Origin of the sequence: Streptomyces sp. NBC_01498, from assembly GCF_036327775.1 — a bacterium.
GTDB lineage: Bacteria > Actinomycetota > Actinomycetes > Streptomycetales > Streptomycetaceae > Streptomyces.
Genome location: NZ_CP109598.1, coordinates 2,887,487 through 2,911,517 on the forward strand (window position 1 = coordinate 2,887,487; position 24,031 = coordinate 2,911,517).

The following is a 24,031-nucleotide window of genomic DNA, read 5'->3' on the forward strand; positions in this document are numbered from 1 at the left end:
TGGAGGGGTCTCCGGAGTCATGGAGCGTCGCCGGACCTGCGGGCAGGCCGGAAGAAGGAGAAGCGCGAGGGGCGCCGGGGGCGCGGACCGGAGACGCGGAAGGCGCGAGGAACGTGGTTACCGGGGACGCGCGCGGGCACTGCGCGGGCATCGCCGAGGATGCCGCGGCAGGCTCAACAGCAAGCGCTGGAAACGCGGCAGAGATCGATGGGGAGGCACTCCACCAGAAAACGATCCGTCACGGGCGCTGTTCTAGCACAGCGCTTCGCGGGGGCACCAGGGCGCCGCCAGGGAGTGAGACGCGCCCGGACAGGGGGGTTGACCCGCCGCACCGCCCTTGAACTGGTCAAGCCGTTGCGGCACGGGCGTGGGCGAGCCGGGCGGACAACCCCGATGTCCACGCCAGGGCCGTGGTCGTCCGCACCTGCGTGGCCGAACGCCGCCGCACCGTACGCGATCCGCTCGCCCACCACCGCGACGCGCCCCCTTCGCGGCCAGTCCCGCACCGGGCGCGGGCCCCCGGGTCGTACCGCTCTCACCGCTCGCCGGACTCCCGCCCCGGGCACGGGCGGTGGTCGTCCCGCGCCACGGGGCGCCGCCTGGAGGGCTCGTCGCACGCCGTGAGCCCCGGGACGCCGTCGAGCCGGCGAGGAGCCGGCGTCAGCGGGCGCGGTGCACGAGCCGCCCCGCGAGCACCGTCGCCACGCAGGTCCCCGCCCCGCCCGCGTACAGGGCCGTCTCGTCGGGCACGTCGAAGACCGCGAAGTCCGCGCGTCCTCCCGGGGTGAGCGGTCCGTGCGCCGTACGGGCCAGATCGCCGCCCGCCGCGAAGGGGTCCAGGTCCGGCGGGCCCGTGGGCAGGCCCGGGGCGCGGACCGGGATCAGCCCCGACCGGGAGACGGCCGTCCGCAGCGCCGCGTCGTCCGCGTCGAAGGGGCCGGCCAGGTGCGTGGTGCCGTGCCGCAGCATCCGCTGGAGCCCGCGCCGGACGCTGCCGGCCCGCCGGGTCGCGTCCATCGTGGCCGTGAGCCGTGCGAACTCCTCGCCCCACAGCGGGAGTTCGCCCAGTTCGCCGGCCTCGCGGGGGTCCGGGTGGTAGCAGCGGGTGAGCAGTTCGCGGGCCCGGTCCTGGCGCAGTCCGGGCGTGAGGAGGCCGGGCCAGCGGCGGACCCGGGCGGCCGGGTGCGCGGCGAGGACCTCGTCGTACGGGCCGAGGGCCGCGATCCGGTCGCCGTCCACCGCGACCGCACCGTCCGCGACGGCCGCCGCGCCGACCGGCAGGACCAGTGGCGCGGCGTGGATCGTCAGCACGGGGTGGCTCGTTACGGGGCGGCTAGTTGGCGTCGAGCAGCTTGAGTTCCGGGTGCGCCGTGCCGCCCGCGATCGCCGTGGAGGAGATGTGCGAGACGACGCGCCGGTCCACCGGGTCGTCCGCCGGGTCGTCGTGCACGACGATGTGCTCGTACGTCGTGGTCCGCTGCGCGGGCACCCGGCCCGACTTGCGGATCAGGTCGATGATCTCCAGCCGGTTGGAGCGGTGCTTCGCCCCCGCCGACGAGACGACGTTCTCCTCCAGCATGATCGAGCCGAGGTCGTCGGCGCCGTAGTGCAGGGACAGCTGGCCGACCTCCTTGCCGGTGGTGAGCCAGGAACCCTGGATGTGGGCGACGTTGTCGAGGAAGAGCCGGGCGATGGCGATCATCCGCAGATACTCGAAGAGCGTGGCCTGCGTCTGCCCCTTCAGCTTGTTGTTCTCCGGCTGGTAGGTGTACGGGATGAACGCCCGGAAGCCGCCCGTCCGGTCCTGTGTGTCACGGATCATCCGCAGGTGCTCGATCCGCTCGGCGTTGGTCTCGCCGGTGCCCATGAGCATCGTGGACGTCGACTCGACGCCCAGTCCGTGCGCGGTCTCCATGATCTCCAGCCACCGCTCGCCGGACTCCTTCAGCGGCGCGATCGCCTTGCGCGGCCGGGCGGGCAGCAGCTCGGCGCCGGCGCCCGCGAACGAGTCGAGCCCCGCCGCGTGGATCCGGCGGATCGCCTCCTCCACGGAGACGTCCGAGATCCGGGCCATGTGCTCGACCTCGGACGCGCCGAGGGAGTGGATGACCAGCTGCGGGAAGGCGGCCTTGATGGCGCCGAAGTGCTCCTCGTAGTACTCCACACCGAAGTCGGGGTGGTGGCCGCCCTGGAACATGATCTGGGTGCCGCCGAGTTCGACGGTCTCCGCGCAGCGGCGCAGGATGTCGTCGAGGTCGCGGGTCCAGCCCTTGTCGGTGTCCTTGGGGGCCGCGTAGAAGGCGCAGAACTTGCAGGCCGTCACGCAGACGTTGGTGTAGTTGATGTTCCGCTCGATGATGTACGTCGCGATGTGCTCCGTACCGGCGTAACGCCGGCGGCGCGCCCGGTCGGCGGCGGCGCCGAGCGCGTGGAGGGGGGCCGACCGGTAGAGGTCGAGCGCCTCTTCGGGGGTGATCCGGCCACCCTCGGCAGCACGGTCGAGCACAGACTGCTGGTCGGCCTTCTCGGTCACCGGGGCGTCACCTTTCGGCGGTGTATCAGTGGATCTACGGTCCGATCCAGCGTACGCCAGGGGCCCGCGCGCTCCGGGTGGCGGGCTGGCGGGGTGGCGGGGGTGGCGTGCGGCGGCGGCCGGACGCGTACGGCCTACCGCTTCGTCAGGGTGCCCCTCGGGTTGCCCGCCGCCTCCTCGCGGGAGGTGAAGCGCAGTTCGCCGCCGTCGGTGAGGGCGAACGTCAGCGGGGCGTCCTCCGTGGTCGTGCACAGCCCCTCGTCGCCGGGCCGCTCGGGGTCGGTCGATTCCTCGATCCGGATCTCCTTCGTGGTGGCGGAGACGAGGGTGCCCACCCCGTGGCACTCGGCCTCGACCCCGAGGAGCGAGAGGGAACTGGTCGACCGCAGGACGGGGTCGCCCTTGCCGCCCGCGCTGATCTCGACCGTGTAGTCGCCGTGCGGCAGCCCGTCCTCGGTGGTCGTCGGGCCGGTCCAGGTGCCGACGAAGCCCTGGGGTACGGCGGCGGGCGCGCCCGTGGCGCTGTCGCCCGGCGCCGACGTACCGGGCGCCGGTGAGCCCGGTGTCGGTGTGCCCGGGTCGGTGTCCCCCGGATCCGACGCGCTCGGCGCCGACGCGCTCGGCGCCGACGCGCTCGGGGCGCCGCCCGCCGAGTCCTTGCGGTCGGACAGGCCGGACGTACGGAGCTGGTCGAACAGCAGGACGCCGCCGAGCATCACGGCGGCCAGCGCCCCCGCGACGGCGAGGACGACGGTGCAGCTCACCTTGCGGCGGCGCGGCCCGTCTGGGCCCGCCGTGACGGAGAGGGACATCCGGGGGTCCGGGCCGCCCCGCGCGTCGTCGTACGTCGGTGCCCCGAACTCGCCGAGCGGGGGCGCCGATCCGGCGGACCCGGCCGTCGGCGGGTGGATGTCGGGCCCCGGCGGCGCGGGCCAGTACACCGGCTGCGGCCCGGAGGTGTCCCGTACGGGCGCGGCCGTCTCCAGGTCCAGGATTCGTACGGCGGCCCGGCCGACCTCCCGTACCAGCGGGTCCGGCAGCCAGCCCGCGTCCATCAGGGGGGCCGCGCCGCCGGGTGCGAGGCGCGCGGCGATCTCGGCCAGGGCCGGGCGCGCGCCCGGGTCCTTGGCCAGGCAGTGGGCCACCAGGTCCTTCAGCCCGCCGTTCAGCGCGCCCAGTTCGGGCTCCCCGTGGACCACCTGGTAGAGCAGCGCGGCGGACGAGTCGCCGGTGAAGGGGCCCACCCCGGCGGTGGCGTACGCGAGCACCGCGCCCAGCGAGAAGACGTCGGCGGCGCCCGTGACGCCCTTGCCGAGTATCTGCTCGGGCGCCATGTAGCCGGGCGAGCCGACGGAGACGCCGGTCGAGGTGAGTGAGGCGGTGCCGTCCGTGGCGCGTGCGATGCCGAAGTCGATGAGCCGGGGGCCTTCGAGGGGCAGCAGGACGTTCGACGGTTTGACGTCGCGGTGGACGAGGCCCAGCGCGTGGACCGCGCCCAGTGCCTCGGCGAGCCCGGCGCCCAGCGCCCGTACCGTCGGCGCGGGCAGCGGGCCGTGTGCGGCGACGGCCTGGGTCAGCGAGGGGCCGGCGACGTAGCCGGTGGCGACCCAGGGTGTGGCGGCGTCCGGGTCGGCGTCGAGGACCGGCGCCGTCCAGGCGCCGCCGACCCGGCGGGCCGCCGTGACCTCGCGGCGGAACCGGGTGCGGAACTCGTCGTCCAGGGCGAAGTGCGGATGGACGATCTTCACGGCGACCGTACGGCCGCCCTCCGAGCGGGCGAGATAGACCCGCCCCATGCCGCCGGCGCCGAGTCTGCCGAGCAGCCGGTACGGGCCGATGACGCGCGGTTCGTCCGTGTCGAGCGGGCGCATACCCGTCCCCTCCCCGTGCCGCCGTCCCCCGTACGTACTGCCCCTACCTTCTCAGGCCCGGAGCAGTTCGACCCGGGGGTCGGCGGGATATCCGGTCGTCGGTCCGGTGCGCCGGGCGAACTCCCGTACCCCCGCGAGCTGTTCGGGCCCGAAGCGGAAATCGAGAGTCGTGAAGTAGCGCTCCAGCAGTTCGGCGTCGAAGGTCTCCCAGCGCGCGGCCTGCTCGGCGACCTTGGTGACCTCCTCCAGCGACAGGTCCCGGGAGGCGAGGAACGCCTGGTGCACGAGGCGTACGGTCTCCGGCTCCCGCGCCAGGTAGTCCTTGCGCGCCGCCCACACGGCGAACACGAACGGCAGCCCCGTCCAGTCCTTCCACATCTGCCCGAGGTCATGGACCTGGAGACCGAGGCGGGGGGCGTCGTGCAGCGAGGCGCGCAGGGCGGCGTCGCCGATCAGGACGGCCGCCTCGGCCTCCTGCATCATCACGCCGAGGTCGGGCGGGCAGGTGAAGTAGTCGGGCTTGACCCGGTACTGCTCGGCCAGCAGCAGCTGCGCGAGCCGAACGGCGGTCCGGGAGGTCGAGCCGAGGGCGACGCGGGCGCCGTCGAGTTGGTCGAGCGGCACCTGGGAGACGATCAGACAGGACATGACGGGACCGTCGCAGCCGACCGCGAGATCGGGGAATGCGACAAGGTCCTCGGCATTGCGCAGGAATTCGACCACGGTGACGGGACCGATATCGAGATCACCGCGGACGAGACGTTCACTGAGCTTCTCCGGGGTGTCCTTCGTCAGCTCAAGATCGAAGAGCGCTCCCGTTCTGCCGAGGCCCCAGTAAAGGGGAAGGCAGTTCAGGAACTGGATGTGACCGACGCGCGGCCGGACACGGGAGTGATCGCTTCCGTCCACCCCGGGGCGCGCTGTGCTTTCAGATGAGCTGTCCACACCGCGAGGCTAGACCCGTGGGGCGGCGGGGGGCGGAAGGGGGTGCCGGGCGGGTCTCCGCGACGGGCCGGGGACCGGGTCCCGTAGGCGTCCCAGGGGCTGTTCAAACATCCGGGTGAGGTGATCCTTGAGTGATCTTTTCCCCCTACCGCAGCCCGTGAGACGCGTGCTAGGCTCGCCGCAAGTTGCAGTTTGGTTTCCCTTGCAGTACAGAGCCTGCGGAGCATGTGACCCGCAGGCTTTTGTAGTTTTCAGACTTGTATGCAGGTTCTGGAGCAGGGCAACCCTTTGGCCCAAGGAGGGCTTATGGCTACCGGAACCGTCAAGTGGTTCAACGCTGAAAAGGGCTTCGGCTTCATCGCCCAGGACGGCGGCGGCCCGGATGTCTTCGTCCACTACTCCGCGATCAACGCGACCGGCTTCCGCTCCCTCGAGGAGAACCAGGTCGTGAACTTCGACGTCACCCAGGGCCCCAAGGGCCCGCAGGCGGAGAACGTCACCCCGGCCTAGTTGCCCGGGTCGGTCGATCGCGCACGGAAAACACGCAGTATCAAGGAGCCCTGCTCCCCGCACGTCCAGTGCGGGGAGCAGGGCTCCTGCCTTTTCCCGGTCCCGCCCTTCCCGCTCCTGCCTTTTCGTGCCTCCGGGGCCCGCCGTGGGCACGACGAGGCGGCGCCCCCGGCCGGGAAGGGCCGGGGGCGCCGCCTCGGGACAGCGGGTTCAGCGGGTCACGCGGCGACCGGGACCGCGTTCTTGGCCGTCGGTTCCGGCTCGGGCTCCGGCTCGTCGATCGGGGACGCCGACGCCGAGTTGTACTTGTCGTGGTCCAGGATCTTCTCGCGGGCGGCCACGATCACCGGGACCAGGGCCTGGCCCGCCACGTTCGTCGCCGTACGCATCATGTCCAGGATCGGGTCGATGGCGAGCAGCAGACCCACGCCCTCCAGGGGCAGGCCCAGCGTGGAGAGGGTCAGGGTCAGCATGACCGTCGCGCCGGTGAGGCCCGCCGTGGCCGCCGAGCCGACGACCGAGACGAAGGCGATCAGCAGGTAGTCCTGGATGCCGAGTTGGACGTTGAAGATCTCCGCGATGAAGATCGCCGCCAGCGACGGGTAGATCGCGGCGCAGCCGTCCATCTTGGTGGTGGCGCCGAACGGGACGGCGAAGCTGGTGTATTCCTTCGGCACGCCGAGCCGCTCGGTGACCCGCACGGTGACGGGCATCGTGCCGACCGAGGAGCGGGAGACGAACGCCAGCTGGATCGCGGGCCACGCGCCCTTGAAGAACTGGAGCGGGCTGACCTTGGCGACCGTCACCAGCAGCAGCGGGTAGACCCCGAACAGGACCAGCGCGCAGCCGATGTAGACGTCGGCGGTGAAGGTCGCGTAGTCGCCGAGGAGGTCCCAGCCGTAGCCCGCGATGGCGGTGCCGATGAGGCCGACGGTGCCGAGCGGGGCGAGCCGGATGACCCACCACAGGGCCTTCTGGAGCAGTTCGAGCACGGACTCGCTGAGCGCGAGGACCGGTGCGGCGCGGTCGCCGAGCTTGAGCGCGGCGATACCGGCGACGGCGGCCAGGAAGACGATCTGGAGGACGTTCAGCTCGGTGAACGGGGTGATGACGTCCGTCGGCACGATGCCGGTGAGGAAGTCGATCCAGGAGCCCGAACCCTCGGGCTTCCCGCCGTCCTTGGGCGTGAGGCCGGTGCCGGAGCCGGGGTTGGTGAGGAGGCCGATCACGATGCCGATGACGACGGCGATCAGTGAGGTGATCAGGAACCAGAGCAGGGTGCGCGAGGCCAGCCGGGCGGCGTTGTTGACCTTGCGCAGGTTGGTGATGGAGACCAGGATCGCGAAGAAGACCAGCGGGGCGACGGCCAGCTTCAGCAGCTGGACGAAGATCCCGCCTATGTGGTCCAGGGTGCTGTAGAGCCAGCTGATGTCCTGGCTGCGGGCGAGCCAGCCGAGCAGGACACCGAGGACGAGACCGGCGACTATCTGGGCCCAGAACGGGACCTTGCGCAGGGAGAAACCGGGGCCCGATCCGGCCGGCTGTTCGGCCTGGTCGGCCTTGCCGGTGGTGGTGGGCTCGGAGTTCGTGGACACGGACACACTCCAGTTGGGCATACGGGGGTACGGGGACGAGGGGTGGAACTGGGGGGTGCGGCGCCCGCGCCTCAGAGGTGGCGCCGCCGCATGGAGCCAGCTCGGATCAGAGCGAGCGGCGACAGACCGCGGACATGCAGCGGCAGAGGTCGACATGCAGGCGCGCCACGAGCACGAGGCTCACGGCATGAGGGCGCACTGATGTCTTCATGGCCGATACATTAACACCAGGGCTTTGGGATACTGAAAGGTCTGCTTTGAGATATCGGTCCGCGACGGGATGCGCGAACTGCCCCTGGACACAAGGAAACCCCGGCACGGACGGGTGCCGGGGTGTCGGGGGACGGCGTACGGGTGTGACCAAACTTACCCGGCCCTTACGCGACGCTTATGCGCGGCCGACGGGACATACGGGACGAACGGGCCCCGCACCACCGCCGTACCGTGCGCGGAGGCGGGAGCGGCCGGACCGGGGCCCCGGACCGACCCGAACGACGGGCGTCAGCTCGTCGCGCCGTCCTCCTGCGTACGGTTGGCCTCCAGTTTGGCCTTCGCCGAGTCGACCCTGCCGACGATCTGCGCGGACATCTCGTCACGCTGCTTGCGGAGCAGGACGAAGCTGAGCGGCGCCGAGATCACGAGCGAGAGCAGCAGCACCCAGACGGCGTTCGAGTCGCCGAGCCCCTTGGGCAGCACACCGAACTGGACCAGCAGGGCGACGACGACGAAGGAGCCGACGAAGATGCCCAGGCGCATCGCGGTGTAGCGGATGGTGGCGCTCGTTCGGGCGGTCACGGCGGCCCTCTCTCCTCGTGGTGGCGTCTGCGGCGACGTACCCGTCCAGTGAAGCACGCCGCGCGCCGCCGCCCGTACGGGGGTTGGACCGGCCCCCGGCCCGTCCCCGTACAGCCCCGGCAGCCCCGTACGGTCCGCACCGCCCGCACCGCCCGCACCGCTCAGTGCAGCGGCAGCAGCATCGTGATGTCGTCGCGGTCGTCGCCGGGCCCCACCCGTATGGCGTCCGGCACCCGGCCCACCTCCTTGTAGCCGCACGACGCGTAGAAGCGGTCCAGGCCGGTGCCGCCCCGGCAGGTGAGGCGGATCGCCTCGATGCCGTCGATGCCGCGCGCGGCGCGGGCCGCCGCGTCCATCAGGTCGCGGCCGTACCCCCTGCCCTGGTGCCCGGGGTGGACCATCACCGTGTAGAGCCAGAGCCAGTGGCGCATCAGCCGGTGGGTGTTGAGCGTGAGGAAGGCGGTGGCGGCCACCGCGCCCGCCTCGTCGTACCCGACGACCAGCCGGGTCCGCCCCTCGACCATCGCCACGAGGTGCTTGGCCAGCTCGGCCTGGACGTCGTCGGGGTTGACCGGCGGGACGAACCCGACGGCGCCGCCCGCCTCGGAGACATCGGTCCAGAGGGCGACGACACCGTCGCGCAGGGCCGGGCCGACGGGCGGGTCCAGTACGAACGTAAGTGGCATACGCGCACGCTAGCCATTACCCGGCCGCGCGCTCAAGCCCATTCCAGAACGCGAGAAGCCCCGGCTCGACGAGCCGGGGCCACCTCACGAAACCAAGCCGGGCCGGACGGGACCGGCTCTGTCCCGCTCTCAGACCCGCATCGGCTGCGGCGTCTCGCGCCGGCCGTCGTCCGGGCCCGGGTACTCCCGGATGATCTCGTAGCGCGTGTTCCGCTCCACCGGCCGGAAGCCCGCGTCGCGGATCAGTTCGAGCAGATCCTCGCGGCCCAGCTTGTTCGGTGTGCCGTAGTTGTCGGCGTCGTGCGTGATCTTGTACTCGACCACCGAGCCGTCCATGTCGTCCGCGCCGTGCTGGAGCGCCAGTTGGGCGGTCTGCACCCCGTGCATCACCCAGAAGACCTTCACGTGCGGGACGTTGTCGAACAGCAGCCGCGAGACCGCGAACGTCTTCAGCGCCTCGGCGCCGGTCGCCATCGTCGTCCGGGCCTGGAGGACGTTGCGGACCTTGCCGTCCTGCATGTCCACGAAGTCGTGCTGGTAGCGCAGCGGGATGAAGACCTGGAACCCGCCGGTCTCGTCCTGGAGTTCACGCAGCCGCAGCACGTGGTCGACCCGGTGCCGGGGCTCCTCGATGTGCCCGTACAGCATCGTGCACGGGGTCTTGAGACCCTTCTCGTGCGCGAGCCGGTGGATGCGCGACCAGTCCTCCCAGTGGGTGCGGTGGTCGACGATGTGCTGCCGGACCTCCCAGTCGAAGATCTCGGCGCCGCCGCCCGTCAGCGATTCGAGCCCGGCGTCGATCAGTTCGTCCAGGATCTCGCTGGCCGACAGCTTCGAGATGGTCTCGAAGTGGTGGATCTCGGTGGCGGTGAACGCCTTCAGCGAGACCTCCGGCAGCGCCTCCTTGAGCGCCTTGAGCGAACGCGGGTAGTAGCGCCAAGGCAGCGTCGGGTGGAGCCCGTTGACGATGTGCAGCTCCGTCAGGCTCTCGCCGCGCATCTCCGTGGCCAGCCGTACGGCCTCCTCGATGCGCATCGTGTACGCGTCCTTCTCGCCCGGCTTGCGCTGGAACGAGCAGTAGGCGCAGGACGCCGTGCAGACGTTCGTCATGTTGAGGTGACGGTTGACGTTGAAGTGGACCACGTCACCGTTCTTGCGGGTCCGCACCTCGTGCGCGAGACCGCCCAGCCAGGCCAGGTCGTCGGACTCGTAGAGGGCGATGCCGTCCTCACGGGTCAGCCGTTCGCCGGTTCTGACCTTCTCCTCCAGCTCGCGCTTGAGCCCCACATCCATGACAGATGCAGTCATGCGGCGCCTCCCACTGTGTGCCGTGTATGCCGACCGTTGTGCCGACCGCTGTCCCGAAAACCCGCCGAACGCCCGAACGTGACCGGGCTGCGACCCACCGTACGCCTACGTTTCGTCGGGAAGCTCCCCGACCCGGTTCTCCCATTTCGTGGAGAGCACGATGGTGGTACGGGTCCGCGAGACGCCCTTCGTACTGCCGAGGCGGCGGATCGTCTTCTCCAGCCCGTCGACGTCCCCGGCGCGGACCTTGAGCATGTACGAGTCGTCGCCCGCGATGAACCAGCAGTCCTCGATCTCGCCCAGCCCGCGCAGCCGGTGCGCGACGTCCTCGTGGTCGGCGGCGTCGGAGAGCGAGATGCCGATGAGCGCGGTGACCCCGAGACCGAGCGAGGCGGAGTCGACGGTGGCGCGGTAGCCGATGATGACGCCCGCCGCCTCCAGCCGGTTGATGCGGTCGGTCACGCTGGGCCCGGAGAGCCCGACGAGCCGGCCGAGTTCGGCGTACGAAGCTCTGCCGTTCTCCCTGAGGGCCTGGATGAGCTGCCTATCCACGGCGTCCATATGCCTGAAGCCTTCCATTGTTCAGCGATCTCGCAAATTGACGTATGCAATCTAAGGCAGGGTGGCGAGTCTCCGGGGGACGGGACGGCGGCACGTGGTCAGCGTCCGTCGGAATCCGGGCCCGGCCCGCGCACCGCTCCCCGCCCGGTACGGGAGCCCTCCGACCCCGTACGGGAATCCTCCGACTCGGTACGGAAGCCCTCCGACCCCGTGCTGGAGCCCTCCGACTCGGTACGGGAGCCCCCCAGCTCCCCCTCCCAGCGGCGGTACAGCCCGTGCGGCACCCCCACCGCGTCCAGCACGCGCCCGGCCACGAAGTCCACCAGGTCCTGGATGTGCGTCGCCCCCGCGTAGAAGCCCGGGGACGCGGGCAGCACCACGGCGCCCGCCTCGTCCAGGGCCACCAGGTGCTTGAGGGTCCCGCCGCCCAGCGGGGTCTCCCGGACGGCGACGACCAGCGCGCGGCGCTCCTTGAGGGTGACGCTCGCCGCGCGTTGCAGCAGATCCTTCGACAGGCCGAGCGCCACACCCGCCACACACGCCGTGGAGGCGGGGACGATCAGCATCCCCTTGACCGGGTACGACCCCGAGGACGGCCCGGCGGCCAGATCACCGGCGGCCCAGTGCCGTACGTCCGACACGTCGGGGGCGAAGGTGCCCGGCTTCCCGTCGGCGCCGCGCGCCAGCCACGCCCGCAGGTCCTCCCGCCAGTGCGCGTCCCGGTAGGAGATCCCCGTCTCGTCCAGCAGGGTGAGGCGCGACGCGCGGCTGACGATCAGATCGACGCTCTCGCCGGCGTCGAGCAGCCCGCGCAGCACGGCCGCCGCGTACGGGGTCCCCGACGCGCCGGAGACTCCGACGACCCACGGCCGCCGGGGCCGCGTCCCGGGCCGCTCGGCGCGCCGTCGGCCCCCGTGGTCCTCTTGGCTCTCGTGGTCCGATCCGGCTTTCACGCGTCCGACCCTATCCGGCGGCCCGGGGCAGGAACCGGGGACGGTCCCTCGCGCGTTCCAGGGGTTGGGAGCAGGACGACCCTTGGGGGCGACATGCCGGATTCATCCGTCGACAGAACCGCGGTGCGCCGTCTCAAGGCGGCGGCCGGACTGATGCTGGGCTGGGTGGCGCTGCTCTGGGTCCTGGAGGCGGTGGACTCCTCGACGGGCGCGCTCGCCACGTACGGGCTGAGCCCGCGTGACACCGGTGAGCTGCGCGACATCATCCCGATGGCGTTCCTGCACCACGGCTTCGACCATCTGGCGTCCAACGCGGTGCCGCTGCTGGTGCTGGGCTTCCTCGCGGCGCTCAGCGGCATCGGCCTGTTCCTGCGCGTGGTCCTCACGATCATGGTGGTCGGCGGGCTGGGCGTCTGGCTCACGGCGGCGGACAACTCCGTCACGGCGGGCGCGTCCGGTGTGGTCTTCGGACTGCTGGGCTATCTGCTGGTACGCGGCTTCGTGAACCGCCGGGCCGTGGACATCGTCGTGGGACTGCTGGTGCTGGTGATGTACGGCTCGGCGCTCTGGGGCGTCCTGCCGTCGAATCCGTCGGTGAGCTGGCAGGGGCATCTCTTCGGGCTGATCGGCGGGGTGCTGGCGGCGTTCCTCTTCCGCCGGCCGAAACAGCCGGCGGTCGCGCCCCTGCGCTGACCGGCCGACGGCCGGGCGCCCGGACGACCGGGCGCCCGGACGACCCGACGACCCGACGGTCAGGCGCCGTACGGTCAGGCGGTCAGGCCACGCACGAGCAGGTCGAGCAGCCCGCACAGGAACAGCGTGATCCCGATGAAGCCGTTCACCGTGAAGAAGGCCCGGTTCAGCCGCGACAGGTCGTGCGGCTTCACGACCTGGTGCTCGTAGAGGAACGCGGCGGCCACGATCAGCAGCCCGACCCAGAAGAACACGCCCGCGCCGGTGGCCAGCGCGTACCAGACCAGCAGGCCCGTCGTCACGACGTGCGCGCCCCGCGCGCCGTACAGCGCCGCCGGGATGCCGAAGCGCGCGGGCACGGACTTGACCCCGTGCGCGCGGTCCGCCTCGACGTCCTGGCTGGCGAAGATCAGGTCGAAGCCGCCGATCCAGACGCCCACGGCCAGCCCGAGGATCACCGCGTCCCAGGACCACTCCCCCGTGACCGCGATCCAGGCGCCCACCGGGCCCATGGCCTGGGCGAACCCGAGGATGGCGTGCGGGAAGTTGGTGAACCGCTTCCCGTACGGATAGACGACCATCGGGACCACGGCGACCGGGGCGAGCACCAGACAGAGCGGGTTGAGCAGGGCGGCGGCGCCCAGGAACACCACGAGGGCGACCAGCGCGCCCGTCCACGCGGAGCGCACCGACACCGCGCCGGTCACCAACTCGCGCCCGGCGGTGCGGGGGTTACGGGCGTCGATCTCGCGGTCGATGATCCGGTTGCAGGCCATCGCGAAGGTCCGCAGGCCCACCATGGCGACCGTGACGAGCAGCAGCGTGACCCAGTGGATGGACCGGTCGACCTGGAACATGGCGGTCAGCGCGGCGATGTACGCGAACGGCAGCGCGAACACCGAGTGCTCGATCATCACCAGGCGCAGGAACGCCCGGGTACGGCTGCCGGACCGCGCGGGTCCGGGCCCCGGCGGCTGTTCCCGCCGCTCCCGGGGCCCCTGCTGTTCCTTCGGGCCCCGCCGTCCCTGGCGACCGGGCGTTGCCCGGCGGCCCTGCCCTCCCTGCCGTCCCTGCCCGACGAGTCCGTCGGCTCCCTCGGCGGCACTGCTCACAGGCCGTACTCCCTCCAGCGCTTCGTCACCCGGTCCGCGGTCGCCGGGTCGGACACGACCATCTCCGGCCAGCCGCCGTCCCGCGTGTATCCCTCCTCGGGGAGTTTGCGCGTCGCGTCGATGCCCGCCTTGCCACCCCAGAACTGCTGGTACGAGGAGTGGTCGAGGTGGTCGACCGGGCCCTCCACGACCGTCAGGTCCCGCGAGTAGTCGGTGTTGCCCAGCGCCCGCCAGGACACCTCGTGCAGATCGTGGACGTCGCAGTCGGCGTCCACGACCACGATCAGTTTCGTGAGCGACATCATGTGGGCGCCCCAGATGGCGTGCATCACCTTCTGCGCGTGCTTCGGGTACTTCTTGTCGATCGAGACGATCGCGCAGTTGTGGAAACCACCGGACTCCGGCAGGTGGTAGTCCACGATGTCAGGCACGATGATCTTGAGCAGCGGCAGGAAGAACCGTTCCGTCGCACGTCCCAGCGGGCCGTCCTCCGTCGGCGGCCGGCCGACCACGATCGACTGGAGCAGCGGGCGCTCGCGCATCGTCACACAGTCGATCGTCAGCGCGGGGAACGGCTCCTGGGGCGTGTAGAAACCCGTGTGGTCGCCGAACGGGCCCTCGGGCAGCATCTCCCCCGGCTCCAGCCAGCCCTCGATGACGACCTCGGCGTGGGCGGGCACCTGGAGCGGCACCGTACGGCAGTCGACCATCTCGACCCGCTTGCCCTGGACGAAACCGGCGAACAGGTACTCGTCGATGTCCCCCGGCAGCGGAGCCGTGGAGGCGTACGTCACGGCGGGCGGGCAGCCGAAGGCGATGGCGACGGGCAGCCGTTCACCGCGCCGGGCCGCGACCTGGTAGTGGTTCGCGCTGTCCTTGTGGATCTGCCAGTGCATTCCGATGGTGCGCTTGTCGTGCCGCTGGAGCCGGTAGAGCCCGAGGTTGCGGACGCCGGTCTCCGGGTGCTTGGTGTGCGTCAGACCGAGGTTGAAGAACGAGCCGCCGTCCTCGGGCCAGGTGAACAGCGCGGGCAGCCGGTCCAGATCCACGTCGTCGCCGGTGAGCACGACCTCCTGCACGGGCGCGCTGCCGGGCTTCACCTTCTTCGGCGGCACGTGCGTCATCGTGCCGAGCTTCCCGAACGCCTCCCGCATCCCCACGAAACCCTGCGGCAGTTCGGGCTTCAGCAGCCCGCCGATCTTGTCGCTGATGTCGGTGTACGCCTTGAGCCCGAGCGCCTTCAGGAGCCGGCGGTCCGTCCCGTACACGTTCATCGCCAGGGGCATGTCGGAGCCCTTGACGTTCTCGAAGAGCAGCGCGGGCCCTCCGGCCTTGTTGACCCGGTCGACGATCTCGCCGACCTCCAGATGGGGATCGACCTCCGCCTTGACGCGCTTGAGGTCACCGTCGCGCTCCAGCGCCCGGAGCAGGGAGCGAAGATCGTCATAAGCCATGCCGTCAAGTATCTGCTACTCGCTACCCTGGTCCGGTAACCGGGGCCACCGCTCCGTACTCGATCTCCACGCACAGGGGGACCGCCCATGCTTCGGGTACTGATGATTCTGGTGCCGCTGGCTCTCAGCATCTATGCCTTCATCGACTGCATCACCACCGACGAGAAAGACATCCGCCACATCCCCAAGCCGCTCTGGGCCATTCTGGTGCTGCTCTTCCCGCTGGTCGGCTCGATCGCTTGGCTGCTCGTCGGCAGGGTCCGCACCGCCTCCACGGACGGGGCGGGCCGCCGGGGCGGCTGGGTCGCGCCGGACGACAACCCCGACTTCCTCAAGTCCCTTGAGAAGGAGACCGGGACGGACCGGTCCGCGAAGGACGCGTCCGTGAAGGACGGGGCCGCGAAGGACGGGGCCGCGAAGGACGGGGCCGCGAAGGACGACGACAAGGCGAAGTCCTCCGCCGACGCAGACGCGGAGACCGACACCAAGTCCGGCACCGACGCCGGTCCGCCGGCCGATCCGGCGCGGCGCGAGGCGGAGCTGCGCCGCCGGGAGGCCGAGATCGAGCGCCGTGAGAAGGGCGGCAGCGCCGACGAGGCCCCGCCGACGGCCTGAGTCTCCGCACGTACGACAGCGGCGCGCCCCCGGTGATCCGGGGGCGCGCCGCTGTGTCGCGTCGTAGACGTGAACCCGGTCAGACGCCCGCGTACGAGTGCTTTCCGGTGACGAAGATGTTGACGCCGTAGTAGTTGAACAGCCAGCAGCCGAAGGCGACCAGGGCCAGCGTCGCGGCCTTGCGGCCCTTCCAGCCCGCCGTGGCGCGCGCGTGCAGATAACAGGCGTAGGCGACCCAGGTGATGAAGGACCAGACCTCCTTGGGGTCCCAGCCCCAGTAGCGGCCCCAGGCGTCGCCCGCCCAGATCGCGCCCGCGATGATCGTGAAGGTCCAGAGGGGGAAGACGGCGGCGTTCACGCGGTACGAGAACTTGTCGAGCGTGGCGGCGGCGGGCAGCCGTTCCATGACCGAGGCCCAGGCGCGGCCGACGGTGGCGCCCCGGGCGATCTTGGACTCGTACCCGTCGCGCAGCAGGTAGAAGAGCGTGCCCACGGCGCCGAGGTAGAAGACCGCGCCGCAGAAGATCGCGGTGGAGACGTGGATCCAGAGCCAGTACGAGTGGAGGGCGGGGACCAGCTGGTCGCTCTCGGTGTAGAGCACGGTCGTCGCGACGCCCAGGTTGAGCAGGACCGTGGTGACCAGCGGCAGTCCGATCCAGCGGACGTTCTTCTTGGTGAGCAGGAAGGCGAGGTACGTGCCGACCGCCACCGTCGAGAAGGTGGTGGAGAACTCGTACATGTTGCCCCAGGGCGCGCGCTGCACCGCCATCGCGCGGCTGATCACGCCCGCCGCCTCGATCAGGAAGCCGAGCACGGTCAGGGCGACGGCGATACGGCCGTACAGATCGCCCTTGAGCGTGCCGCCCGCGGCGCCGGGGCCGTCGGGCACGTCGCGGCGCCCGCCGGACGAGCGCGTGACGACCTTGGGGCGCGCCAGGACGGTGGTGCCGCCGCCGTTGTCCTGCTCCGCCGTGCGCGTCTCGACGGTGACGGAGGCCGTCGTGCCGGTGCCGGTGGCGGTCCCGGCGCCGGTGAGCGCGGCGGCGGTGCGGCCGACCTTGCTGCGGCTGCCCAGGACCCACTCGGCGATGTGGGCGAGGAAGGCCAGGGTGTAGACGGCCATGGACGAATAGACCAGCACGTTGGCGGTGTTCGCCAGGCTCTCGTTGGTGGTGGCGGCGAGGATCACTTCTCAGCCCCTTCGACAGGCTCTCCGGTGGTGGTGGCGGTGGGGTTCGCGGTGGCGGTGGTGGACGTGCCCGGTAGGGCGCGGGCGCCCGGGGCGTCCTGCGCCGCCTCGGCGGCCGGTCCGGACGACACCGCCGGTTCCGACGACGACGCCGGTCCGGACGACGACGCCGCCGGGGCGATCGGGGTCCCGGCGATCAGTGTCAGCGCCAGGTCCCCCAGTTCCTCGGGGAGTTTCGCCGACTCGCTGCGCCCCAGCCCGGCCATCTCCACGACGGTGACCCCGTCCGGGCCCGCCGTCGTACGGACCCAGATCCGGCGCCGCTGGATGAAGAGCGAGCCGACCAGGCCGAGGACGGCGCCGATCGCGCCCGCGAGGGCGAGTCCGTTGCCGGGCTGCTGGGAGACCTGGAAGGTCGCCCACTCCTTGATGTCCTTCTCGAACGTCACCGTGCCCGCGCCGCCCGGCAGGGTCATCGTCTCGCCGGGCAGCAGCCGCTTCGCCAGCTTGTTGCCGTCGGCGTCCTTGAACTGCTTCATCTTGGACGTGTCGAGCTGGTACACGTTCTGCGGCAGCCCGGAGTCGACGCCGAGGCTGCCCACGTAACCGGTGAGCGCCAGCACGGGATAGTCCAGTTCGGGGAACTGGCTGAACATGTTGCCGTTGCCCTTGCCCGCGAACGTCGGGACGAAGAAGGCGTTGAAGCCGAGCTGCTGCTTCTTGCCGTTCCGGTCGCGGTAGCCGTCCATCACCTTGATCGCGCCGGTCGAGGTGATGTTGTTGTCGATCGGCAGGAGCGGGGTCGCGCCCTTGAAGACGACCTTGCCCGCGCCGTCGCGGACGGTGACGACGGGCGCGTAACCGTGCCCGATCAGATAGACCTTCGAACCCTTGATCTCCAGGGGCTCGTTGACCTCGATGACCGCCTTGCGCTCCTTGCCGCCGGCGTCCGTCGTGTAACTGACGTGCGCCTCGAACTCGCGGGCCGTACCGATCTGCGGCCCGTTGCGCTCGAAGGTCCCGATGAACTTGTCGAGGGTGAAGCTGAACGGTTCCAGGTCGTCGGTGTCGTACATCGAGCCCGACCTGAAGTCGTCGTACTGCGTGAGGGTGTTGGAGAAACCGTCCCCCTCCAGGATCAGCTTGCCGCCCTCGGACTTGAGGAGCTGCCCGGTGGCGAACGCGACCAGCATCACGATCAGCGCGACGTGGAAGATCAGATTGCCCGCCTCGCGCAGATATCCCTTCTCGGCGGCGACCGCGTCCCCGACGGTGTGCGCGCGGAAGCGCCGCCGCTTCAGCAGGGCGAGCGCCGCCTCACGGGCCTCGTCGGGACCGGCTGTCGTACGCCACGTCGTGTACGCGGGAAGCCTGGTCAGCCGCTTGGGGGCGCCCGGCGGACGGCCGCGCAGCTGGCCGGTGAACTGCCAGGTGCGCGGGACGATACAGCCGATCAGCGAGATGAAGAGGAGCAGATAGATCGCCGAGAACCAGACCGAGCTGTAGACGTCGAACAGCTGGAGCTTCTCGTAGATCGGGGTGACCGTCCCGTGCTTCTCCTGGAACGTACGGACCTTGAGCTCGTCCACGCTGTTCTGCGGGATGAGCGAGCCGGGGATCGCGGCGAGCGAGAGCAGGAAGAGCAGGATCAGCGCGACGCGCATCGACGTCAGCTGCCGCCAGAACCAGCGGGCCCAGCCGAGCGGGCCGAGACTCGGGCCGCCGACGGGCAACTCCTCGCGGGGGGCGGTGGAGAGCTGCGACCCGGCGGCGCCCAGGTCCTGGGCGTCCGCCGCGCTCTCCTCGGCGGTCACGTCGGAGGCGTCGGGCGCGTCGGCCACGTCGGGCGTCCCGGCGGCCGTCGTGTCCGTTGTGTCCGCCGCGCGCTCCGCCGTGCTCTCTGCCGCGCCCTTTGACTTGCTCTCTGTCCTGCTCGTGCTCGTGCTCATGGAACTAGATCCCCACCGTGAAGCCGTTGGTCCACGTCTGCATGTTCTGCATGATGCCGTCCCACACGCCGGTCACCAGCAGCAGCCCGGTCACGATCATCATCACGCCGCCGGTCCGCATCACCCACACGTAGTGCCGCTTGATCCAGCCGAAGAGCCCCAGCGCCTTGCGGAACGCCACGGCGGCGATCACGAAGGGCACCCCGAGACCGAAGCAGTACGCGACGGTCAGTATGGCCCCTCGCCCCGCGGTCGCCTGATCGAAGGCCAGCATGTTCACGGCGGAGAACGTCGGGCCGATGCACGGCGCCCAGCCGACCCCGAAGAGCGCGCCCAGCAGCGGGGCGCCGGCCAGACCGGTCACCGGCCGCCGGTGGATGCGGAATTCGCGCTGCGTCAGCCAGGGCATCAGCCCCATGAAGAACAGGCCCATCGCGATCATGAGCACGCCGAGGATCCGGGAGATCAGCCCCCGGTCGTCCTGGAGGTTGCCGCCGATGTAGCCGAAGAACGCGCCGGTGGAGACGAAGACCGCGGTGAAGCCGAGGATGAACAGCACCGCGCCGGCGACCATCCGCCCGCGCCGGGCCCCGGCCAGATCCGTGCCGCTGATGCCGGTGACGTACGAGAGGTAGCCCGGCACGAGCGGCAGCACGCACGGCGAGAAGAACGAGACCAGCCCGCCGAGCAGCGCGATCGGCAGCGCGGCCAGCAGAGCCCCGTCGGTGATCGTCCCGCTCAGGTCGGGCAGCGCGGCCAGTGCCTCCACGGGATCACTTCTCCGCGATCAGCGGGTCGATCAGCTCGCGCAGCTTCTTGTCGTCCAGCGCCTTGAGCGAGCGGGCCGCGATCTTCCCGTCCCGGTCGAGCACGATCGTGGAGGGGATGGCCTGCGGGTTGAGACTGCCCTTCGGGAAGCCGTTGACGATGAGCCGGCCGGCCGGGTCGTAGATGCTCGGGTAGGTGACGCCGTAGTCCTTCTCGAAGGCGATGGCGTTGCCCTTGTTGGCGTCGCGGGCGTTCAGCCCGACGAAGACGATGTCCTGCCCCTTGGCCTCGGTCTCCTTGGCGACCTTCGCGAAGTACGGTGCCTCGGCGCGGCAGGGTCCGCACCACGAGCCCCAGACGTTGAGCACGACGACCTTGCCCCTGAGGTCGGCCACGTCGAGCCGCTTGCCGTCGAGCGTCTCCCCGGCGATCTTGTTGACCGGTTCGCGGTCGGCGGAGGCGACGGTCTGCATCCCGCCGGTGTTCGTCACGAAGTTGGTGTCGCCGCCACCGCCGGAGGTGGCTCCGCCGCCGCACGCCGCGAGGGTGAGCAGGGCCACCGGCGCGGCGACGGCCGGGAGTACGGCGCGGCGTCGGTTCGAACGGCTTGGGAGAGCTCGGCCGAAGTTCATGTGAAAAGTTTCGCATGGGCCGTTCGGGGATCTTGTTCGCCCCCCTCACCCGTGGCCCGTACGCCTCACGCGGCCCCCAGGAACCCGCTCCAGCCCCCCGCCGGACTCTGCCCGACATCCAGCGTACGGAGTTTCGCGAGGACCGCCGGGTCCTGTACGTCGAGCCAGTCGGTGAACTGCCGGAAGGAGACGAGCCGTACGTCCTTCTTGTCCGCCATCTTCTTCAGGGCCTCCTCGACGGCGTCCATGTATATGCCGCCGTTCCACTTCTCGAAGTGATTGCCTATGAAGAAGGGCGCGCGATTCGACTCGTACGCGCGGTGGAATCCGGCGAGATACGCCTCGGTGGCCTGGGTGCGCCAGGCCGGATAATTCGAGGGCACCCCCTGCGTCGAATCGCGGGACTGATTGGCGAGCATGTTGTAGTCCATCGACAGCACCTCGAAGGAATGCCCGGGGAACGGCACGGCCTGCAACGGCAGATCCCACAGCCCCAGCCGCTTCACCGGCCAGGTCTGCCGGCCGCCCGGTGAACTCGCGTCGTACCGCCAGCCCATCGTGCGGGCGGTGGGCAGCAGCCGGTCCTGGCCGAGCAGGCACGGCGTACGGCCGCCGACCAGCTCCTTGCGGTAGTCGAACGGCAGCGGGTCGAGGTCCTTCCAGCCGGTGTTCGTCTTCCATTCGGTGACGAAGTTCACGGCCTGCTCGGTCTCGTCGCGCCACTGCCGCGGCGACCAGTTGCCGACGGAGCCGGACCCGCCGCAGAAGTGCCCGTTGAAGTGGGTGCCTATCTCGTGGCCGTCGAGCCAGGCCCGGCGGACGCACGCCAGGGTCTCCTTGATGTGCGGGTCGGTGAGATAGCCGATGTCGGAGGCGCCGACGGGGTTGCCCGGCGGGCGGTAGAGCCGCTTCTTCGACTCCGGCAGCAGATAGACGCCGGAGAGGAAGAACGTCATCGCCGCGCCGTGCTCCTTGGCGAGGTCGAGGAAGCGCGGGAAGAGGCCGTTGCCGACCTCGCCCGCGCCGTCCCAGGAGAAGACCACGAACTGCGGCGGGGTCTGGCCCGGTTCGAGCGGTACGGGCGCGGGCGGCTGGTGCGGCTGCTTTCCGGTGTCGGCGGTCGAACCGTCACCGATCAGCCGCATGTTCTTCCCACTCGGCTTCGCGCCCGCCCGGCCGCCGTCCTTCTTGCCTCCGTCCGGGCCCGAACCGGAGCCGGCGCCGGAGCCCGCACCGGTGTCCCAGGGCACACCGCTCCGGTTCCCGCAGCCTCCGATTCCGATCGCGGTGGCCGCCGCCCCGATTCCGGCTCCGAGCAGCTTCCTTCGGCTCAGGTCGCGCATCACGTCCCCATTCGCGCTCGCTCATCTCACGTCCGCCGGTCCTGCGGATGACATGAGGGGAGAGGGCACAGGGAACTCACAGGTTCCGACTGTTTCCAGATATGAACAAAGCATTGCTCTGCGACAGCCGTTGTGACATTCGGGAACGGTCGAGGGTGACATTCCGGCGCCCCTCCCCGCCGAGAACGGTGGGCGTTCGCGCGGCTACGCTCCGAAGGCTTTCGACGCGCCTTTCACGGGTTTGGCACCGGCGAGCAGATGCGCGGGTACGAGGTCGCGCGCCGGTTCCGTATAGGCGACGGAGATCAGCTTCTCCCCCTCGTAGGTGAACGTGGTCAGCGACGCGAGCGTGCACTGTCTGCGGCGCGGGTCGTGCCACAGCCGCCGGCGCTCGAAGTGGCTGCGCACGATCCAGATCGGCAGCTGATGGCTGACACACACGGCCTCGTGCCCGAGGGCCGCGTCGCGCGCGTCGGCCAGGGCGGCCTTCATGCGGGCGACCTGGTCGACGTACGCCTCGCCCCAGGAGGGCCGGAACGGGTTCGTCAGATGGCGCCAGTTGGCGGGCGAGCGCAGCGCGCCGTCACCGACGCCGAAGGTCTTGCCCTCGAAGACGTTCGCGGCCTCGATGAGCCGGTCGTCGGTGTGCAGGGTCAGGCCGTGGGACGCCGCGACGGGCACCGCGGTCTCCTGGGCGCGCTCCAGCGGGGAGGCGACGGCGTACGTGATGTCGCGGCCCGCGAGGTGCTCGGCGACGCGGTCGGCCATCCGGCGGCCGAGTTCGGAGAGGTGGTAGCCGGAGCGCCGCCCGTAGAGGATGCCGTCCGGGTTCTCGACCTCTCCGTGCCGTACGACATGGACGACGGTGGTCGGCCCGTTCACGCTCCCGTTCACCGGCTCGTCCGCTCGCCCGTTCACCGGCCCGTCCGCTCGCCCGTTCACCGGCTCGTTCGCTTCCTCGCTCAGGTGCTCGCTCATGCGCCCGCTCCGCCCTCGGTGGCCTCCGCGGCGGCTCGGGCGGCGGCGGGCAGCGCGGCGGCGACGCGTTCGAGGGCCCGCTCGTCGTGGGCGGTGGAGACGAACCAGGACTCGAAGGCGGACGGCGGCAGATACACACCGTCGGCGAGCATCGAGTGGAAGAAGGCGGTGAAGCGGAAGGCTTCCTGCCGCTTGGCGTCCGCGTAGTCCCGGACCTCGTCGGCGGTGAAGAAGACGGAGAACATGTTGCCCGCGGTCTGCACCCGGTGCGCGACGCCCTCCTTACCGAGGGCGTCGGAGACCAGGCCCCGGATCTCGGCGGAGACGGCGTCGACCTTCGCGTACGCCGCGTCGTCCAGCAGCCTCAGCTGCGCGAGCCCGGCGGCGGTGGCGACCGGGTTCCCGGAGAGCGTGCCCGCCTGGTAGACGGGGCCGGCGGGCGCGAGGTGCGCCATCACGTCGGCGCGCCCGCCGAAGGCCGCGGCGGGGAAGCCGCCGCCCATGACCTTGCCGAAGGTCATCAGGTCGGGGGCGACGCCGTCGATGCCGTACCAGCCCGCCCGGGACGTACGGAATCCCGTCATCACCTCGTCGGAGACGAACAGCGCCCCGTTGGCCGCGCACAGCTCCTTGAGCCCGGCGTTGAACCCGTCGCGCGGCGGCACGACGCCCATGTTGCCGGGGGACGCCTCGGTGATCACACAGGCGATCTCGCCGGGGTGCGCGGCGAAGGCGGCGCGGACGGCGTCCAGGTCGTTGTACGGCAGTACGACGGTGTCCCCGGCCTGCGCGCCGGTCACGCCGGGCGTGTCGGGCAGCCCGAACGTCGCGACCCCGGAGCCGGCGGCGGCGAGCAGCGCGTCCACGTGCCCGTGGTAGCAGCCGGCGAACTTCACGATCTTGGCTCGCCCGGTGAACCCCCGGGCCAGCCGGATCGCCGACATGGTGGCCTCCGTGCCGGACGACACGAGCCGCACCTGCTCGACGGGCCCGACCCGGCCGGTGATCTCCTCGGCGAGCGCGACCTCGCCCTCCCCCGGCGTACCGAAGGACGTCCCGCGCGCGACGGCCGCCTGCACCGCCTCGATCACCTCGGGCCGCGCGTGCCCGAGGATCATCGGCCCCCAGGAGCAGACGAGGTCGACGTAGTCCCGCCCGTCCGCGTCGGTGAGGTACGGACCGTCACCGGACACCATGAACCGGGGCGTACCGCCCACGGCCCGGAAAGCCCGGACGGGGGAATTCACACCACCGGGGGTCACGATCGACGCACGGTCGAAAAGGGCCTGCGATACGGGGGCTTCGTATGAATACGACACTTTGGTCCTGATCTGCGATTCGGGGTCGGGCGGCCTGGGCGAAGGATCTCGGCCACCGATGAGCGGGGCGCGCGGTCTCCTCGTATTACATAAGGGCGTCAACGCCCCCGCGTCTGCGAAACTGGGGCGCATAGGTGAAGCTCACGCAATCCATGGTGTCAGAGGCTTCGACGTATCTGCGGACGGGTGTTTCACCGGTCGTCCGTGGGGGAGGTCACTGTC

Annotated in this window: 21 protein-coding genes and 1 pseudogene; 3 read left to right on the plus strand and 19 right to left on the minus strand. The window is 70.8% G+C overall.

All coding sequences use genetic code 11. From position 1 onward, the window contains the following. Nucleotides 1-660: 660 nt before the first annotated feature. The 4 genes from OG875_RS12115 to OG875_RS12130 form a co-directional block, all read right to left on the minus strand. Complete coding sequence (locus tag OG875_RS12115; protein ID WP_330174222.1) at nt 661-1,311, minus strand: imidazolonepropionase-like domain-containing protein; 651 nt, start codon at nt 1,309-1,311, stop codon at nt 661-663. A 22-nt stretch (nt 1,312-1,333) separates the two neighbouring features. Next, a complete protein-coding gene (gene mqnC, locus OG875_RS12120) occupies nt 1,334-2,533 on the minus strand; it encodes a cyclic dehypoxanthinyl futalosine synthase (RefSeq protein WP_330174223.1) in 1,200 nt (399 codons plus the stop codon). A gap of 134 nt (nt 2,534-2,667) precedes the next feature. After that, entirely contained in the window at nt 2,668-4,404 is a 1,737-nt protein-coding gene (locus OG875_RS12125) for a serine/threonine-protein kinase (protein WP_330174224.1), read from the minus strand. Nucleotides 4,405-4,455: 51 nt separating this feature from the next. Further along, nucleotides 4,456-5,349: a menaquinone biosynthetic enzyme MqnA/MqnD family protein gene (locus tag OG875_RS12130; protein WP_443079104.1), complete on the minus strand. Its 894-nt coding sequence runs from the start codon at nt 5,347-5,349 to the stop codon at nt 4,456-4,458. Between the two features lie 306 nt (nt 5,350-5,655). Between OG875_RS12130 and OG875_RS12135 the strand changes: the two genes are divergently transcribed. Further along, nucleotides 5,656-5,859: a cold-shock protein gene (locus tag OG875_RS12135; RefSeq protein ID WP_017948713.1), complete on the plus strand. Its 204-nt coding sequence runs from the start codon at nt 5,656-5,658 to the stop codon at nt 5,857-5,859. Between the two features lie 218 nt (nt 5,860-6,077). On the opposite strand, the gene OG875_RS12140 is transcribed toward OG875_RS12135, so the two are convergent. From OG875_RS12140 to OG875_RS12165, 6 genes and pseudogenes are all read right to left on the minus strand, one after another. Next, entirely contained in the window at nt 6,078-7,475 is a 1,398-nt protein-coding gene (locus tag OG875_RS12140) for a dicarboxylate/amino acid:cation symporter (protein WP_330174225.1), read from the minus strand. Between the two features lie 480 nt (nt 7,476-7,955). Next, on the minus strand, nt 7,956-8,210 hold the full coding sequence (locus OG875_RS12145; protein WP_443079257.1) for a DUF4229 domain-containing protein: 255 nt from the start codon (nt 8,208-8,210) through the stop codon (nt 7,956-7,958). A 200-nt stretch (nt 8,211-8,410) separates the two neighbouring features. Beyond that, a complete protein-coding gene (locus OG875_RS12150) occupies nt 8,411-8,935 on the minus strand; it encodes a GNAT family N-acetyltransferase (protein ID WP_330174227.1) in 525 nt (174 codons plus the stop codon). Between the two features lie 129 nt (nt 8,936-9,064). Beyond that, on the minus strand, nt 9,065-10,228 hold the full coding sequence (gene mqnE, locus OG875_RS12155) for an aminofutalosine synthase MqnE (protein ID WP_330177718.1): 1,164 nt from the start codon (nt 10,226-10,228) through the stop codon (nt 9,065-9,067). Nucleotides 10,229-10,348: 120 nt separating this feature from the next. Continuing rightward, nucleotides 10,349-10,804: an Lrp/AsnC family transcriptional regulator gene (locus OG875_RS12160; RefSeq protein WP_242571036.1), complete on the minus strand. Its 456-nt coding sequence runs from the start codon at nt 10,802-10,804 to the stop codon at nt 10,349-10,351. A 233-nt stretch (nt 10,805-11,037) separates the two neighbouring features. Continuing rightward, nucleotides 11,038-11,757 (minus strand): annotated as a pseudogene (locus OG875_RS12165) (UbiX family flavin prenyltransferase); the annotation flags it as partial. A gap of 93 nt (nt 11,758-11,850) precedes the next feature. On the opposite strand from OG875_RS12165, the gene OG875_RS12170 reads away from it, so the two are divergent. Further along, nucleotides 11,851-12,450 (plus strand): rhomboid family intramembrane serine protease, encoded by a 600-nt coding sequence (locus OG875_RS12170; RefSeq protein WP_330174228.1) that lies wholly within the window; start codon nt 11,851-11,853, stop codon nt 12,448-12,450. Between the two features lie 74 nt (nt 12,451-12,524). On the opposite strand, the gene mqnP is transcribed toward OG875_RS12170, so the two are convergent. Beyond that, nucleotides 12,525-13,364 (minus strand): menaquinone biosynthesis prenyltransferase MqnP, encoded by an 840-nt coding sequence (gene mqnP, locus OG875_RS12175; RefSeq protein ID WP_330177719.1) that lies wholly within the window; start codon nt 13,362-13,364, stop codon nt 12,525-12,527. A 194-nt stretch (nt 13,365-13,558) separates the two neighbouring features. Then, a complete protein-coding gene (locus OG875_RS12180; protein WP_330174229.1) occupies nt 13,559-15,016 on the minus strand; it encodes a menaquinone biosynthesis decarboxylase in 1,458 nt (485 codons plus the stop codon). Nucleotides 15,017-15,103: 87 nt separating this feature from the next. Here OG875_RS12180 and OG875_RS12185 point away from each other — a divergent pair, with 87 nt between their 5' ends. After that, a complete protein-coding gene (locus OG875_RS12185) occupies nt 15,104-15,631 on the plus strand; it encodes a PLD nuclease N-terminal domain-containing protein (RefSeq protein ID WP_330174230.1) in 528 nt (175 codons plus the stop codon). Nucleotides 15,632-15,710: 79 nt separating this feature from the next. Here OG875_RS12185 and ccsB read toward each other — a convergent pair whose 3' ends face one another. The 7 genes from ccsB to hemL form a co-directional block, all read right to left on the minus strand. Continuing rightward, nucleotides 15,711-16,820, minus strand: coding sequence for a c-type cytochrome biogenesis protein CcsB (gene ccsB, locus OG875_RS12190; protein WP_330174231.1), 1,110 nt, complete (start codon nt 16,818-16,820; stop codon nt 15,711-15,713). Next, complete coding sequence (gene resB / locus OG875_RS12195) at nt 16,817-18,769, minus strand: cytochrome c biogenesis protein ResB (RefSeq protein WP_330174232.1); 1,953 nt, start codon at nt 18,767-18,769, stop codon at nt 16,817-16,819. The genes ccsB and resB overlap by 4 nt, the downstream gene beginning before the upstream one ends. Nucleotides 18,770-18,773: 4 nt before the next feature. Beyond that, nucleotides 18,774-19,538 carry a cytochrome c biogenesis CcdA family protein gene (locus OG875_RS12200; RefSeq protein ID WP_443079105.1) on the minus strand — a complete coding sequence of 255 codons (765 nt, stop codon included), beginning with the start codon at nt 19,536-19,538 and terminating at the stop codon, nt 18,774-18,776. Between the two features lie 4 nt (nt 19,539-19,542). Continuing rightward, the gene (locus OG875_RS12205) at nt 19,543-20,169 is read right to left on the minus strand and encodes a TlpA family protein disulfide reductase (protein ID WP_330174233.1); all 627 of its coding nucleotides are present in this window, start codon (nt 20,167-20,169) and stop codon (nt 19,543-19,545) included. Nucleotides 20,170-20,234: 65 nt separating this feature from the next. Beyond that, nucleotides 20,235-21,512 carry a hypothetical protein gene (locus OG875_RS12210; protein WP_330174234.1) on the minus strand — a complete coding sequence of 426 codons (1,278 nt, stop codon included), beginning with the start codon at nt 21,510-21,512 and terminating at the stop codon, nt 20,235-20,237. 204 nt (nt 21,513-21,716) lie between these two features. After that, nucleotides 21,717-22,490 carry a histidine phosphatase family protein gene (locus tag OG875_RS12215; protein WP_443079106.1) on the minus strand — a complete coding sequence of 258 codons (774 nt, stop codon included), beginning with the start codon at nt 22,488-22,490 and terminating at the stop codon, nt 21,717-21,719. Beyond that, the gene (gene hemL / locus OG875_RS12220) at nt 22,487-23,809 is read right to left on the minus strand and encodes a glutamate-1-semialdehyde 2,1-aminomutase (RefSeq protein ID WP_330174235.1); all 1,323 of its coding nucleotides are present in this window, start codon (nt 23,807-23,809) and stop codon (nt 22,487-22,489) included. Before hemL ends, OG875_RS12215 begins: the two co-directional genes overlap by 4 nt. Nucleotides 23,810-24,031: the final 222 nt, after the last annotated feature.

Coding starts and splice junctions, on each gene's coding strand:
- OG875_RS12215 (WP_443079106.1), bottom strand. CDS start 22,490: ATGAGCGAGCACCTGAGCGAGGAAGCGAACGAGCCGGTGAACGGGCGA.
- OG875_RS12140 (WP_330174225.1), bottom strand. CDS start 7,475: ATGCCCAACTGGAGTGTGTCCGTGTCCACGAACTCCGAGCCCACCACC.
- OG875_RS12180 (WP_330174229.1), bottom strand. CDS start 15,016: ATGGCTTATGACGATCTTCGCTCCCTGCTCCGGGCGCTGGAGCGCGAC.
- resB (WP_330174232.1), bottom strand. CDS start 18,769: ATGAGCACGAGCACGAGCAGGACAGAGAGCAAGTCAAAGGGCGCGGCA.
- mqnE (WP_330177718.1), bottom strand. CDS start 10,228: ATGGATGTGGGGCTCAAGCGCGAGCTGGAGGAGAAGGTCAGAACCGGC.
- OG875_RS12210 (WP_330174234.1), bottom strand. CDS start 21,512: ATGCGCGACCTGAGCCGAAGGAAGCTGCTCGGAGCCGGAATCGGGGCG.
- OG875_RS12205 (WP_330174233.1), bottom strand. CDS start 20,169: ATGAACTTCGGCCGAGCTCTCCCAAGCCGTTCGAACCGACGCCGCGCC.
- mqnP (WP_330177719.1), bottom strand. CDS start 13,364: ATGATCGAGCACTCGGTGTTCGCGCTGCCGTTCGCGTACATCGCCGCG.
- OG875_RS12135 (WP_017948713.1), top strand. CDS start 5,656: ATGGCTACCGGAACCGTCAAGTGGTTCAACGCTGAAAAGGGCTTCGGC.
- OG875_RS12185 (WP_330174230.1), top strand. CDS start 15,104: ATGCTTCGGGTACTGATGATTCTGGTGCCGCTGGCTCTCAGCATCTAT.
- OG875_RS12170 (WP_330174228.1), top strand. CDS start 11,851: ATGCCGGATTCATCCGTCGACAGAACCGCGGTGCGCCGTCTCAAGGCG.
- OG875_RS12145 (WP_443079257.1), bottom strand. CDS start 8,210: ATGCGCCTGGGCATCTTCGTCGGCTCCTTCGTCGTCGTCGCCCTGCTG.
- OG875_RS12125 (WP_330174224.1), bottom strand. CDS start 4,404: ATGCGCCCGCTCGACACGGACGAACCGCGCGTCATCGGCCCGTACCGG.
- OG875_RS12160 (WP_242571036.1), bottom strand. CDS start 10,804: ATGGACGCCGTGGATAGGCAGCTCATCCAGGCCCTCAGGGAGAACGGC.
- OG875_RS12150 (WP_330174227.1), bottom strand. CDS start 8,935: ATGCCACTTACGTTCGTACTGGACCCGCCCGTCGGCCCGGCCCTGCGC.